Genomic DNA, 13,338 nt, shown 5'->3' with positions numbered 1-13,338 from the left:
CCGGCAAATGCCCCCATGACCGCTCCCCAGAACCCCCTCCTCAACGACCGCGACGTCGAGTTCCTCCTCTACGAGGTGCTCGACGCGCCGCGCCTCTGCGAGCTCCCCTATTTCGCCGATCACGCGCGCGACACGTTCGACCTCTACCTCCAGAGCTGCCGGCGGTTCGCGCGGGAGGTGCTGTTCCCGACCTACAGGCAGGTCGACGAGGCGCCGCCGCGCTTCCAGGCGGGCGCGATCACGGTGCACCCTGCCGTCAAGCGGGTCTTCCGGCCGATGGTCGAGCTAGGGGTGCTCACCGCGGCGCGGCCGGCCGCGGTGGGGGGCCAGCAGCTTCCGCTCGTCGTCGCCACGCTCGCGGGCGCCTACCTGCAGGCGGCGAACCTGAGCGCGTGCGGGTACCTGAGCCTGACGGCCGGCGCGGCGCACCTCATCGAGACGTTCGGCGACGACGCCCTGCGGTCCGCCTTCATGACCCGGATGTACGCCGGCGAGTGGACCGGGACGATGGCGCTCACCGAGCCCCAGGCCGGATCGAGCCTCGCCGACGTGCAGGCGAGCGCGGTGAAGACCGACGCGGGCCACTACCTCGTCCGCGGATCGAAGATCTTCATCTCGGGCGGCGACCACGACCTCACCGAGAACATCGTCCACCTCACGCTCGCGCGCATCGAGGGCGCGCCTCGGGGCATCAAGGGCGTGAGCCTGTTCGCCGTCCCCAAGCGGCGGCCCGAGGGCGGGCAGCTCGTCCCGAACGACGTCGAGGTCGCCGGCATGATCCACAAGCTCGGCTGGCGCGGGCTCCCCAGCCTGTCGCTCAGCTTCGGCGAGAAGGGGGACTGCCACGGCTACCTCGTGGGCAGCCCCCACCAGGGCGTGGCCTGCATGTTCCAGATGATGAACGAGGCCCGCATCCTGGTCGGCGCGAACGCCGTGGCGACCGCCTCCGCGGCCTACCACGAGGCGCTCGGCTACGCGCTCGTCCGGCCGCAGGGCCGGCCGCTCGGCGCGAGGGACCCGGGGGCGCCGCAGGTGCCCATCATCGAGCACGCCGACGTGCGCCGGATGCTGCTCCGGCAGAAGGCCATCGTCGAGGGTGGCCTCGCGCTCGTCTCCACGACCGCGCTGTACGCCGATCTCGCGGCGCACGCCGCGGACGCGGCGGAGCGGGAGCGCGCCCAGCGGCTCCTCGACCTGCTCACCCCCATCGCCAAGACCTTCCCCGCCGAGAAGGGCTTCGAGTCGAACGCCCTCGCGCTCCAGGTCCACGGCGGCTACGGCTACTCGAGCGAGTACCTTCCGGAGGCCTGGCTCCGGGATCAGAAGCTCAACTCGATCCACGAGGGCACGACGGGGATCCAGGGCCTGGACCTCCTCGGCCGCAAGGTCGTGGCCGGGAACGGCGCCGCGCTCATCGCGCTCGGCGGCGAGATCCGGCAGACGATCGTCCGGGCGCAGCGGGCCGGCGTCGAGCCCGCGTGGGGCGAGCGCCTCGGCGCGGCGCTCGCGCTGCTCGGTGAGGTGACGGTGCAGCTCGCCGAGGCGGGGATGCGCGGCGACACCGAGCGGATGCTGCGGCACAGCGCCGATTACATGGAGCTCGTCTCCGTGGTCGTGGTGGCCTGGCAATGGCTCGCGATGGCCGCGGCCGCCCGCGAAGGGCTGGCCAGGGGCGCCACTCCGGCCGGCTTCTACGAAGGCAAGCTCTGCGCGGCGCAGTACTGGCTCTCGACGGAGCTGCCCCGGGTCGAGGCGCTCGCCGCGCTCTGCCGCTCCGGCGAGGACTCGTACGCCAGGATGCAACCCGGGTGGTTCTGAGGCGGGCGCGCGGCCCCCGGCTTCCTCGGCCCCCTCGGGGGGTTCCGAAGCGGCGGCGCTCCCCCGGCTTCCTCGCCGCTCCGACGGTCCGCCGGCGTCTCGTTGGTGAGTTCGCTCACGGCCGGCGGTGCCAGCGATCGCGCGGGGACGAAGCGGAGCGGGCTGCTCCACACAGCTGATCGGCTGCTCCAGGTATGTCCTCGGAGCAACATCTTGGAGAGCTTACCTTGTTCCCGCCGGGTGCTTACGCTACCTGATTGACGCCACCTTCAGGGGTGGCCGGACAAGGGCAGGGCAGCGGGCGTACCAGGCGCGCTCCTTGCTTGACAGGCGACCCAGGATTCCTCCACCAGGAGAGCGAGATGCACGTCCCGACGACGGCGATCCGGCCTCAGCTCGATATTCGCGCCCAGGCGCCCGTGCCCACGAAGCACGGCGTCTTTCAGATGTTGGTGTTCCACTTCGGTGGGACGACGAGCCCCGACCAGGGGCTGTCTCCCGATCACGTCGCGCTCGTCATGGGCGACGTGCGCGGCCGGTCGGACGTGACCCTCCGCGTCCACTCCGAGTGCCTCACGAGCGAGGTGTTCGGCTCTCTCAAGTGCGACTGCCGCGAGCAGCTCGAGGCGGCCCAGGCCGAGATCGGGCGCCGCGGGCTCGGCGTGGTGCTCTACCTCCGGCAGGAGGGGCGCGGCATCGGGCTCGCCAACAAGATCCGGGCGTACCAGCTCCAGGCGTTCGGCCACGACACGGTCGACGCGAACCGCATCCTCGGCCTGCCGGACGACGCCCGCGGCTACGAGCCCGCGGCCGCGATGATCGAGCACCTCGGCATCGAGTCGATCCGGCTCCTCACGAACAACCCCGACAAGGTCGACGCGCTCCGCGCGCTCGGCGTCCGGATCGCCTCGCGCTCGGCGGCCATCGTCCCGGCCAACCCGTTCTCCGCGCCCTACCTCGAGGCGAAGCGCCTCCGGATGGGCCACGTCATCCCGTCGCTGCGGGACGGCGAGGGCGCCGCGGTCGGCGACGCCGAGTAGCCGCGGGGCCTGATTTCAGCCCCGCCGCAGCGCCACGGCCGCCGCGCGCTCCAGCACGCGGAACGTGAAGCTCTCGGTGAGGAAGAGCTCGACGACCTGTCTGTCGTGCCCGTCGTAGCCGATCGACAGGTCTTCCCCCACGGTCAGCTCGAAGTCGCCGCCTCGCGTGCTCAGGAGCACGCCGCCTTCGAGCGCGGGCGCCCACACGATCGGCCCGTCGATGAGCTGGCGCTCGATGTGCTTGAGGAGCGGGTACCCGTCCTCCGCGGCCGCGGCCAGCTCGTCGTACGCCTTCGGGCCCAGCGCGAGCGCATAAGGACCGTCGACGCCCGCGGCGCGGAGCACCTCTCTCGCCTCCACCACGGCGCGCGGCCACGCCTCCGGCGCGGGGATCACCACGGGCTTGTGCGGCGCGACCTCCAGGATCCCTTCGATCCCGGCGGCCGCGAGCCCGTTGAAGATGGCGCCGTCCTCGAAGCGCGCGGCGTGCTCGGCGGCGCGCACGACGTCCTCGATGTTGGGCTCCTGCGCGCCGCGTCCGACGGCGTCCAGCTCGGCGAGCTCGAGGCGGATGGGCGCGCGGAACTCGACGAGCGGCCGCACGAGGCGGACGCCCGCGCTCACCGAGGACGCCTCCGTCCGCTCGATCGCGCGCAGGCGGCCCGTGTTGACGGCGGCGACCTCCCAGCCGAACGGACCGCGGAAGTCGACGACCTTGCGGCCGGCGAGGTGCAGCTTGAGCACGCGCGTCGCCTCGTGATCGATGAGGTCCCACGCGGCGGGGAGGATGGGAGCGAGCTCGCGCTTGAGAAGATCCATGATCATGCCCCCTTCAGGCTCCCGATACCGAGCGCGCCGCTCGGCGCCATGGCGCCGGTCTTCGCCGTGGCGCCGAGCTTCGCCGCCTCCTCGGCCGCTTCCACCTCGGTGATCGGCCCCTGGCTGTTGAGGTAGATGTCGATCTTCTCCTGGAAGACGTGATCATTCCGCCGGAGCCACTCGAGGTTCATCATCGCGTGCTCCACCTCCTCCTCGAGGTGGTGGAGCAGCACGGCACGGAGCTCCGCGTCCGAGCACGCCTCGGCGCGCTGCTGGTACCAGTCGATCGCCTCGAGCTCCTCGATCAACGAGACGATCGCGCGGTGCCGTTCCTTGGTCGCCTCCGACAGGAGCTCCGGCAGCTCGTGGTAGTTCTCGCTCGACACGCCGCTTTGTCCTTCTGCCTAGGCGCTCTTTCGCGCCGTTTGCACCTGGAACGCCACGATCTCCGGCTCGACGTTCGAGCGGCCGCAGGCCGTGCACTGGACCGTGCGCTCCCGCTTCTGGCGCTCGAACTCGGAGAGCGACGCGACCACCTCGAACTCGGCGCCGCAGTCGTTGCACTTGAACTCGTACGTCGGCATGGGGCTCCTGTCCTGCAAATGTGAATTGAATCACATACGCGGGCACAGGCGAGATCCGTGCCCTCCCAGGATTCGAGCCGACCCAGGTTGCAGCCGGACGACCGCGGGGGCCGTCGGCGTCACGCGAAAATGACCTGCGCTGTCGTTGCCGGAGGCCGAGCTACAGCCGCGGCCGGAAGCTCGGGCCGGATCGCCGATGCGCCCGCCACGTCCCTCCGGGCGCTGGAAGGTGTGATCTCGACCGGCCGGCCGGTCGCCTCGCTACCGCCCCTCACCGTGCGTGAACAGCACGGCGCCCGCTACTTCTTCGCCGCGTCCTTCAGCCGCGCCTTGAGCCGCGTCGCGTAGCCCTCCTTGTTCTCCTGCTTCACCCGGCCGATCGCCAGCGCCTCGTCCGGCACGTCGCGGGTCACGGTCGTGCCCGTCGCCACGTAGGCGCCGGCGCCGATCTTCACCGGGGCGACGATCTGCGAGTCGCTGCCGATGAAGGCGCCGGCGCCGATCTCGGTCCGGTGCTTCCGGAAGCCGTCGTAGTTGCAGAAGATCGTCCCGGCGCCGACGTTCGCGCCCTCGCCGATGTCGCCGTCGCCGAGGTAGGCGAGGTGGTTCGCCTTCGCGCCCTTCCGGACCACGGTCTTCTTGGTCTCGACGAAGTTGCCGATGTGCGCGTCGGCCTCGATCTGGCTCTCCGGGCGGAGGTGCGAGAACGGCCCGATCTGCGCGCCGGCGCCGATCGACGACTGCGAGGCGACCGTGTACGGCTTCACCGAGGCGCCTGCCTCGACGACCACGTCCGTGAGCACCGAGCCCACGTCGATCCGCGCCCCCGCGCCGACGCGCGTCCGGCCCCGCAGGACCACGGCGTGCTCGATCACGGCGTCCGGCTCGACGGCCACGCCCGCGTCGATGCGGGCGCTCGTGCGGATCGTGACGCCGCTCTTGCGCAGCCGGTCGGCGATGCGGCCGTAGAGCACCTCCTCGGCGGCGGCGAGCTGCGCGCGGTCGTTGATGCCCACGAGCGAGCCGACGTCCCTGGCCACGACCGCCGCGGCGCCGCCGGCCTTCGCCGCCTGCGCGACGATGTCGGTCAGGTAGAGCTCACCCTGCGCGTTGTCCGTCGTCAGCCCGGCCAGCGCGCGCCCGAGGAACCCGCTGCGGGCGAGGTACACGCCGGGGTTCACCTCGGTGATCGCGCGCTCCTCGGGGGTCGCGTCCTTGTGCTCGCGGATGCCGATCACGCGGCCCGACGCGTCGCGAATGATCCTGCCGTACCCCGTCGGATCGGAGACCTCCGCGGTGAGCATCGCGATCGGCGCGTCGCCCGCGCGGTCGAGCGCCCCGCGGAGCTGCGTGAGCTGCTCCGGATCGAGCAGCGGCGTGTCGCCGCACAGGATCAGGACCGCCTCGGAGGTCGCGTCGATGTGCGGCATGGCGCAGCGCACCGCGTCGCCCGTGCCGCGCTGCTGGGCCTGGAGCGCGGTGCGGACCTTCTTCCCCTGGGCGCCGAACGCCTTGTCCAGGGCCGCCGAGACCTCGTCCCGGCCGTGGCCGACGACGACCACGACGTCCGAGGCGCCGGCGGCCAGCGCCGCGTCGACGACGTAATGGAGCATCGGCCGGCCGCAGAGCTCGTGGAGCACCTTCGGTCGGGCGCTCTTCATCCGAGTCCCTTGTCCAGCAGCGAGAACGACAGCGGTGAGCGGGGTGGGTTGGGTCGCCATCGCTCCGCAGCGTATACCCACGAGCCCGCCGCCGTCCTCGTCGCAGCGCAGTGACGCTGGAGAACTGGAGAACGCGCGCTCCGGCGCCACCCACCTGACACCCGCAGGCGCGCCAAGCCCCTACGCACCTGGGGTGGAATCGTCTACCCTGGGGGGAACTGGGGGAGGTTGTCGTCATGCGCAGGCGCGCGCTGGGTTCCTCGGCCGCTGTCGTACTCCGGCTCGTCGCGCTCATCGCGGCCGGCGGGGCGATCGCTTCGTGTCACGAGCCGCTCGACACGACGCGGAAGCCGCCTCCGAAGGTCACGGAGGGCGGCGGGCTGGGCGACGACGTCTTCGGCATGCTCTGCGACCGCGTGGGCGCGTCGAGCCTCCACGAGGACCCCACGGGCGCCTCGTACCAGCGTGTCTGTCACTACGACCGCGAGGGCCGGTACGAGGACGAGGTCGACGTCTCGCTGCTCCCGCCGGTCTCGGGCGAGCGGGCGGAGCAGGCGCGCAGGCTGGGCGTGGCCAAGGTGGAGGCCATGGCGCGGTGGCGCAACGCCCTCGTGGACGCCGTCAACGCCGCGGTGCCGGACATCGAGATCGACAACGTCGCGCCCGGCGAGGGGGGCGGCAAGATCCGGCTGCACGATGCCGTCCTGAGCCTCTCGCAGACCCTCGCGCCGCTCTACGAGACGAACCCGTTCGACGCGGCGGGGCCGCCGGTCCTGCCCGCGTCGACCCGGGGGATCGCCCGGCTCCTGGACGCGCTCATCCACGGCGGCGAGGAGAGCGCGAGGCCGGAGGGACCGGAGGAAGAGGAGGGCGACCAGAAGAGGCAGCGGGAGCGGGCGCCGATCGCCTGCGACCGGGCAGAGGGGCAGGAAACGCCCGTCTGTGCGCTCGCGAGCATCTGGGGGCGCCAGGGCTATCGCTCGGCGGAGGTGGGGCTCGGCATGGCGGGCGCGGCGCTCGCGTACCCCGGGCTGCGCCCGATGACCGTGGCGGCGCTCGACGTGCTCGGCCCCGGCGGCCCGGGGGCGCCCGCGCTCCAGGCGTTGCTCGCCGCCGGCGAGCAGGAGCTGGCCACGCTGCCGCTGCCGGAGCGGGCGCCGCTCGCGATCGACGCCGCCACCGCGCAGCCGAGCCGCCCGCGCACGGCCCTGGAGCTCGCGCAGGCGGCGCTGCTCGCGGAGCACCCCGAGCTCGCCGCGCCGCCGTCGATCTTCATCGCCCGCCGCGATGGGCGCGGGTGGGTCCTCCCCCAGGGGGATGGGGTCCCCGCGCCGTTCGCCGACGCGGACGGCGACGGCCTCGCCGACGTCGACGCGTCCGGCAGGTTCGTGGACCGGACCGGCGCGCCGCTCGCGATCGAACCGCCGTTCGCCATCCCCGGCGTCACCGAGCCGCCGCGGGACCCGTTCGGGGGCCTCTCGCCGGAGCTCTACGCCTACGTCGACACCTCCCGCACCGTCCTCGGCGCGGCGCTGCGGTCGATCGTGCCGCTCGTCGACGGGACCCGGTACGCGGGCAAGGGCGATCCGGAGCCGTGGAAGACCGAGCACGAAGGGCTCATGTACGCGCTCTCCGGCGCGTACCTGCTCTTCGGCGACCGCGAGGAGGCCCGCTACGACGTCCGCCGCGGCAGGCTCGTGCCGTCGGACGAGCGGTGCGACGGCTGCCTGTCGTACCGCCGCTTCCGCGGCGAGGACTCGCCGCTCGCCGACCTCGCGCACGCGGTCGGCCAGGTGCTCGCCGACAAGGACTCGGACGTCCTCCTCCTCACGCTCATCGATCTGCTCGAGAACCGCGAGGCGGAGCTCGCGCGCATGACCGCCGCGGCGCTGCGCATCCGGGACGTCGCCCGCGAGCACGACCGGCTGGCCGCCCAGGGCAAGGAGGCCCCCGCGCGGATCGATGACGAGGCGCCGCTCTGGGACGAGCTCGCGGCGGCGCTCGGCGGGGCCGTGGAGCAGCCGGGGCTCGTCGCGCGCTTGCTCGAGGCGATCGCGGGCGGCGCGCTCCTCACCCCGCACGGCAGCGCGCGGCACGCGGGCGACGCGATCGCGGCGATGCTCACGACCCGCGACCAGTACGCGTACAACCCGTCGGACCTGAACGGCCCGGCCATCAACCTCACGGTCGGGGCGCCGTCGACGGCGGCCCCGAAGACGCCGGTCGACCCGAAGAAGCCGAGGGGCGGCGACAACCGCTCGGGCATGGAGCGGCTGATGCAGCTCATGCACGACACCGCCGGCGTCAGGCAGTGCAACAAGGAGGGCGCCGTGGTGAGCGCCTTCGAGGTCACGGTGCCTTTCGTCGAGTTCGCCGAGTGCGAGCTGTTCCAGATCGACGACCTGGCGGCCTTCTACCTCGACTCGCTCCTCCCCGACGGGGATCCGAAGCGGGCCGAGCTCGAGGTGAAGCCCTCGGCCCTGGCGATGCTCGTGACCGACTCGGTGCTCGTGGACTCCAGCGGCATCGGCGGCCTGACGAGCCACCCCACGCCGGCCGCGCTCAGCCGGCTCATCTACTTCGGGGCGGACTCGGCCAGGTTCCCGGGGCTGCCGGACCTGGATCCCTTCCGGGCCGGCGCGAACCTGACGACGAACCTGTTCATCTCGGGGACGCTCGAGCCGGCCGGCACGATCCATTGCCCCAGGAACGCGCTGGGCGTGAACGAGTGCAGCTCCCCGGAGAACCTGATCCGGGTGCGCCACCCGGGGACGACCTACCTCCTGGAGCAGCTCGGGCTTGCCGCGTACCTGGGCCCCATCGTGAAGGCGTTCGCCGACGTCGACCACGGCACCACCGGCGAGGCGATCCTGACCGATCTCTTCAGCACGGCGTACCGCCACTGGCCGGGCAAGGAGCACGGGCCGGAGTGCATCAAGGCCGGCTCGCCCGAGACCAACACCGCGTACTGCTCGGAGGCAGGGGTCAACAGCTACGAGCCGCTCATGGCCGACGCGCTCCGGGCCGAGGACGTCCTGGCGTCGTCGGTGGCGTTCGCCCGGGTGGCGCGCGACACGTCCGTGACCGTGCGGCGCGGCCCCGCGGCAGATCGGCCGCTGACGAAGGCGCAGGTCATCGAGAAGCTCGCGCGCATCCTCTTCAGCACCCGTTACGCCGCCGGCGTGGGCATGGTCGACCGCTGGGGGAAGAAGAAGGCCACGTGGGCGGATGGCCGGGTCCAGGACCAGCTCACCGTGTTCACCCTCCTCGCCGGCGCTCTGAACGGCATCGACGCGCGCTTCGCGCAGCGCAATGCGCCCGACGCCGCCGAGCGAGAGGGCCAGTGGAAGCGCGGCGTGGACGAGCTCGTCGATGCGCTGCTCGCGGTCGAGGGGTCGGGGCCCGAGGCCCGGTTCAAGAACCGCGCGCTCCCGAGGATGGGCGCCCTCGTCCTGCGCGTCCTCCGCGAGCAGCTGAACGCCCACTGCCCCGATCGCGAGACGACGGGGCGGTGCGCCTGGGCGCAGAAGGAGCTCGGCGCCACGGTGAGCGACCTCCTGAGCCATCCGCTGTTCGCCGCCGCCGTCGACGTGATGGAGGCAGTCCGCGCCCACGAGCCGGCGCGGCGGGAGATCGAGCGGTTCCTCACCTACCTGCTCGACGCGGACGCAGCCGGCGCCTCGTTCCAGGTGCTGCCGACGACGCTCGCCGACGGCCTCCAGCTCCTCGCCGACGACGACGCCTTGCGCCGGATCCTGAAGGCCGCGTCGACCGCGCTGACCCCGGCGGGGGGCGCTGGCGGGCCGGGCGCGGTCGACGCGGGGCTCAAGGCGCTGAAGGCGCTCAACGACGATCGCTACGACAAATATCGCGCGATGGGTCGCGTGCTCCCGGCGCTGGTGACGCCGATGGCGGACGGCCGAGCGCCGCTCGACGTGTTCCTCGACGCGTTCGCGGACGTGAACCGCATCGAGGCCGGGAGCGGCGCGCCGCTGACGGCGGAGGACTACCGGCAGCTTTTTGTCTCGGCCAGGGACTTCCTGACGGACGAGACCCGCGGGCTCGAGCAGATCTACGCCATCGTCAAGAACCGGCCGCACGAGTGATCCACGTGCAAACGCCCACGATCCGCGCCGTGCTCTCCGTGGCGTCCGCCGCGGGGGCGCTCCTCCTGCCCGCAGGCGACGCCGGCGCCGCCGGGCTGTACTTCACCGACCGCGGCGTCCGCCCGTCGTCCCGCGGCGGGGCATACATCGCCGGCGGCGACGATCTCGGGGCGATCGCCTACAACCCTGCGGGGGTCTACGAGGCCGGCACCCAGGTCCTGTTCGACGTCGGGCTCTTCGAGTGGCGCAGCCGGCACACGCGCCAGGCGATCGTACGGCAGGTCGACCCGAACACCGGCGAGCCGACGGGCGCGAGCTTCGTGCAGACGATGGCGCCGGTGACCGGCAGCGCGCCGGTGCTGCCGATCCCCACGCTGGCGGCGTCGTTCAAGGTCGATCCGCGGTGGGTCGTCTGGGGCGGGATGTGGGCGCCGTACGCGGCCCTCTCCAGCTATCCGGAGCAGGTGAACGGCATGCCGGCGCCCCAGCGCTACGCGCTGCTCACGCTCGAGGGCTCCGCGCTCGCCCTCGTGGGGGTCGGGGCGGCGTACGCGCCGTCGCCCGCATGGCGCTTCGGCGCCGGGGTCAGCGCGCTGGTCGGCGCGTTCAACAGCCGGATGGTGGTCTCCGGGTGCCTCCCGGAGCGGATGTTCTGCGCGCCCGAAGATCCGGAGTGGGACATCCATTCCGAGCTCAGCGTCGCGCCCATCGTGGCGCCCACGGGCCAGCTCGGGGCGCTCTTCGTCCCGACGCCGCGCTGGCGCGTCGGCCTGGCCTTCCAGCTGCCCATCTGGGTGCGCGCGCCCGCCAAATTCAGGGCGCGGCTCCCGGCGGCGCCCGTCTTCGAGCGCGCCGTCCAGGAGGGCGAGGACGCCGACGTCGCGTTCGACCTGCCGTGGATCCTCCGCGCCGGGGTGGAGGCGCGGGTCGTGGACGACCTGCGCGTGGAGCTCGGGCTCGGCGTCGAGGGCTGGAGCATGCACGACGACATCCTCGTCGAGCCCGACGGCGTGGTGCTCCGGAACGTCGCCGGCTTCCCGGAGGAGTTCCGCGTGCCAGCCGTCTCGTTCCCGCGGCGGTTCGAGAGCTCGCTCTCGGCGAGGCTCGGGGGCGAGTATTCCTTCGATCTCGCGGGCGCGCGGTGGGATCTGCGCGCCGGCGTGAGCCTCGAGCAGAGCGCCGTCCCGCCCGGGTACCTTTCGGTCCTGACGATCGACGCGACGAAGCTGACGACGGCGGCCGGCCTCGGCGTCCACCTCGGCCGGTGGCGCCTCGACGCGAGCTACGCGCACGCGTTCGCCGCGGACGTGAGGGTCGATCCGAGGGAAGCGCGGCTCCCGCAGGTGAGCCCGGTGCGGGCCAATCCGCCGGAGAGCCCGAACACCATCAACGGCGGCGCCTACAGCGCCCGGGCGAACGTCGTCGGGCTCGGCGTCGCCTACACGTTCGAGGCAGCCGGGAGCGGCGTTATCCGGCCCGCAGCTCGCGCAGCCGCTCCGTGAGCCGGGGGCCGTCCAGCCAGCTCAGGTCCTTGTCCACGCTCGTCTCGATGTGGTTACTGACCTGCTTGCTCACCGTGCCGCGGAGCAGGCCGAGGAAATGCGGCGGCGCGACGAGCACCAGCGTCTCGTAGGCGTGCTCGTTCAGACCCTTCTCCAGCACCTCCGCGAGCTCCTGGGCGAACTTCTGCTTCTCGACCTCCTTGGGATCGGTGTCGGGGGCGGCGCCGGGACGGCCGAGGTACTGACCCCCCGGGCCGCCGCCGGGGCTGGCGTTCCCACCGGAGGTACCGTTCGGCTTGCGGCCGTGCGCGTCGGCCATCAGATCCCGCACGCGCGCCCGGCTCTCGTCATGGTTGTATGACTCGAGCAGGGTGAAGCCCTTGCCCGCAGGCTCTTCACGATAGAGCTGGGCACGGCTTGCGTCGGAGACCAGGATCCATGTCTTCCGTGCTGCCTTTTTCGCCATAAGCCTCCACGAGGGAATCAACCATTCCCTTTGTCTACGTTAAAGACCGACCCCACGCGGCGCAAGCGGCCGGAGAGCCAAGTCCGATATAATTCGGCCGGATCGCACCCCGAGAGGCAGGCTCCGGCAGACTCAACAACCTGCGCGCGGCCTGAATTCGTGGAGAGCGAGAGGGGGCGATCGGCTCTCGGGAGGTGGTTGACCGCGAAATACAGTGTTTGGTGTACCGGGTATGTCCAGCGAGCTCGGCCGCGCCGCCGCGGCCGCGCTCGTTGCCCGCGGGTCAACGGAACCGGTCGGTCGCCTCGACCAGCTCGTGCAGGATGCCCGGCTCCATCGCCGAGTGCCCTGCGTCCGCCACGATGCGCAGATCGGACTCGGGGAACGCGCGGTGGAGCGCCCACGCGCTCTCGGGCGGACAGACCACATCGTAGCGGCCCTGCACGATGACGGTCGGGATATGGCGGATCCGGCGCACGTCGTCGAGCAGCTGCGTCTCCGTCGTGAAGAACCCCTTGTTCATGAAATAGTGGCACTCGATCCGGGCGAACGCGAGGGCGAACTCATCACCTGACGTCTTCGCGACGAGCTCATGGTTCGTGAACAGGCAGCTCGTCCGCCCCTCCCAGACGCTCCACGCGCGCGCCGCCCGCTGCTGCAACCCGGGGTCCGGGCTCGTGAGGCGCCGGTGGTACGCCGTGAGCAGGTCGTCCCGCTCGGGCTCGGGGATGAACGCGAGGTACTCCTCCCACGCGTCGGGGAAGATGGCGCTCGCGCCCCGCTGATAGAACCAGTCGAGCTCCTGCTTCCGCAGGAGGAAGATGCCGCGCAGCACGAGCTCCGTCACCCGCTCCGGGTGGCGCTCGGCGTAGGCCAGCGACAGCGTGCTCCCCCACGAGCCGCCGAACACCTGCCAGCGCTCGATCCCGAGGTGCTCGCGGAGCTTCTCCATGTCCTCGACGAGGTGCCAGGTGGTGTTCTCCTCCAGGCACGCGTACGGCGTGCTCCTGCCGCAGCCCCGCTGGTCGAAGAGCACGATCCGGTAGGCGGCCGGGTCGAAGAAGCTCCGCTGCTTCGGCTCCGTGCCGCCCCCGGGGCCGCCGTGCACGAAGACCACCGGTTTGCCGCGCGGATTGCCCGACTCCTCGAAATAGATCTCGTGAAGATCGGAGACGCGCAGCCTCCCGGCGCGGTACGGCTCGATCTCGGGATACAGCGTTCGCCTCCGGGTGCCTGTCGTCGTCATGCCGCTCCCGTTCGTCGGTCGACGTCGCGCGTCGCGCGTCGCGCGCGCCGGCGCGTCCAGCGTACGCGAAGGCGCGCCGGGAGGGGAGAGGGCGTG

Annotated in this window: 10 protein-coding genes; 4 read left to right on the top strand and 6 right to left on the bottom strand. The window is 72.2% G+C overall.

What is annotated here, in order from left to right; translation table 11 throughout:
* Positions 1 to 15: 15 nt before the first annotated feature.
* The gene (locus WMF39_RS29040; protein ID WP_437739734.1) at positions 16 to 1,818 is read left to right on the top strand and encodes an acyl-CoA dehydrogenase; all 1,803 of its coding nucleotides are present in this window, start codon (positions 16 to 18) and stop codon (positions 1,816 to 1,818) included.
* A 362-nt stretch (positions 1,819 to 2,180) separates the two neighbouring features.
* Entirely contained in the window at positions 2,181 to 2,858 is a 678-nt protein-coding gene (gene ribA, locus WMF39_RS29035) for a GTP cyclohydrolase II (protein WP_012237912.1), read from the top strand.
* A gap of 15 nt (positions 2,859 to 2,873) precedes the next feature.
* Here ribA and WMF39_RS29030 read toward each other — a convergent pair whose 3' ends face one another.
* From WMF39_RS29030 to glmU, 4 genes are all read right to left on the bottom strand, one after another.
* Positions 2,874 to 3,677, bottom strand: a complete 804-nt coding sequence (locus WMF39_RS29030; protein ID WP_437739733.1) for a family 1 encapsulin nanocompartment shell protein — start codon at positions 3,675 to 3,677, stop codon at positions 2,874 to 2,876.
* Between the two features lie 2 nt (positions 3,678 to 3,679).
* On the bottom strand, positions 3,680 to 4,063 hold the full coding sequence (locus tag WMF39_RS29025) for an encapsulin-associated ferritin-like protein (protein ID WP_437739732.1): 384 nt from the start codon (positions 4,061 to 4,063) through the stop codon (positions 3,680 to 3,682).
* An 18-nt stretch (positions 4,064 to 4,081) separates the two neighbouring features.
* The gene (locus WMF39_RS29020) at positions 4,082 to 4,261 is read right to left on the bottom strand and encodes an FmdB family zinc ribbon protein (RefSeq protein ID WP_437739731.1); all 180 of its coding nucleotides are present in this window, start codon (positions 4,259 to 4,261) and stop codon (positions 4,082 to 4,084) included.
* Positions 4,262 to 4,560: 299 nt separating this feature from the next.
* Positions 4,561 to 5,982: a bifunctional UDP-N-acetylglucosamine diphosphorylase/glucosamine-1-phosphate N-acetyltransferase GlmU gene (gene glmU / locus WMF39_RS29015; protein WP_437739730.1), complete on the bottom strand. Its 1,422-nt coding sequence runs from the start codon at positions 5,980 to 5,982 to the stop codon at positions 4,561 to 4,563.
* A 176-nt stretch (positions 5,983 to 6,158) separates the two neighbouring features.
* On the opposite strand from glmU, the gene WMF39_RS29010 reads away from it, so the two are divergent.
* Both WMF39_RS29010 and WMF39_RS29005 read left to right on the top strand, forming a co-directional pair.
* Entirely contained in the window at positions 6,159 to 10,028 is a 3,870-nt protein-coding gene (locus WMF39_RS29010; RefSeq protein ID WP_437739729.1) for a hypothetical protein, read from the top strand.
* Between the two features lie 5 nt (positions 10,029 to 10,033).
* The gene (locus WMF39_RS29005; protein WP_437739728.1) at positions 10,034 to 11,530 is read left to right on the top strand and encodes an OmpP1/FadL family transporter; all 1,497 of its coding nucleotides are present in this window, start codon (positions 10,034 to 10,036) and stop codon (positions 11,528 to 11,530) included.
* Here WMF39_RS29005 and WMF39_RS29000 read toward each other — a convergent pair.
* Both WMF39_RS29000 and pip read right to left on the bottom strand, forming a co-directional pair.
* Positions 11,496 to 11,996: a host attachment protein gene (locus tag WMF39_RS29000; protein WP_437739727.1), complete on the bottom strand. Its 501-nt coding sequence runs from the start codon at positions 11,994 to 11,996 to the stop codon at positions 11,496 to 11,498. The two genes, WMF39_RS29005 and WMF39_RS29000, sit on opposite strands and share 35 nt — an antisense overlap.
* Before the next feature lie 283 nt (positions 11,997 to 12,279).
* Positions 12,280 to 13,242, bottom strand: coding sequence for a prolyl aminopeptidase (gene pip, locus WMF39_RS28995; RefSeq protein ID WP_437739726.1), 963 nt, complete (start codon positions 13,240 to 13,242; stop codon positions 12,280 to 12,282).
* Positions 13,243 to 13,338 lie beyond the last annotated feature (96 nt).

The organism is Sorangium sp. So ce1504, assembly GCF_051521635.1.
Lineage (GTDB): Bacteria > Myxococcota_A > Polyangia > Polyangiales > Polyangiaceae > Sorangium > Sorangium cellulosum_B.
This window is presented reverse-complemented; position numbering and strand designations above follow the sequence as displayed.

Coding starts and splice junctions, on each gene's coding strand:
- pip (WP_437739726.1), bottom strand. CDS start 13,242: ATGACGACGACAGGCACCCGGAGGCGAACGCTGTATCCCGAGATCGAG.
- WMF39_RS29010 (WP_437739729.1), top strand. CDS start 6,159: ATGCGCAGGCGCGCGCTGGGTTCCTCGGCCGCTGTCGTACTCCGGCTC.
- WMF39_RS29000 (WP_437739727.1), bottom strand. CDS start 11,996: ATGGCGAAAAAGGCAGCACGGAAGACATGGATCCTGGTCTCCGACGCA.
- WMF39_RS29020 (WP_437739731.1), bottom strand. CDS start 4,261: ATGCCGACGTACGAGTTCAAGTGCAACGACTGCGGCGCCGAGTTCGAG.
- ribA (WP_012237912.1), top strand. CDS start 2,181: ATGCACGTCCCGACGACGGCGATCCGGCCTCAGCTCGATATTCGCGCC.
- glmU (WP_437739730.1), bottom strand. CDS start 5,982: ATGGCGACCCAACCCACCCCGCTCACCGCTGTCGTTCTCGCTGCTGGA.
- WMF39_RS29030 (WP_437739733.1), bottom strand. CDS start 3,677: ATGGATCTTCTCAAGCGCGAGCTCGCTCCCATCCTCCCCGCCGCGTGG.
- WMF39_RS29040 (WP_437739734.1), top strand. CDS start 16: ATGACCGCTCCCCAGAACCCCCTCCTCAACGACCGCGACGTCGAGTTC.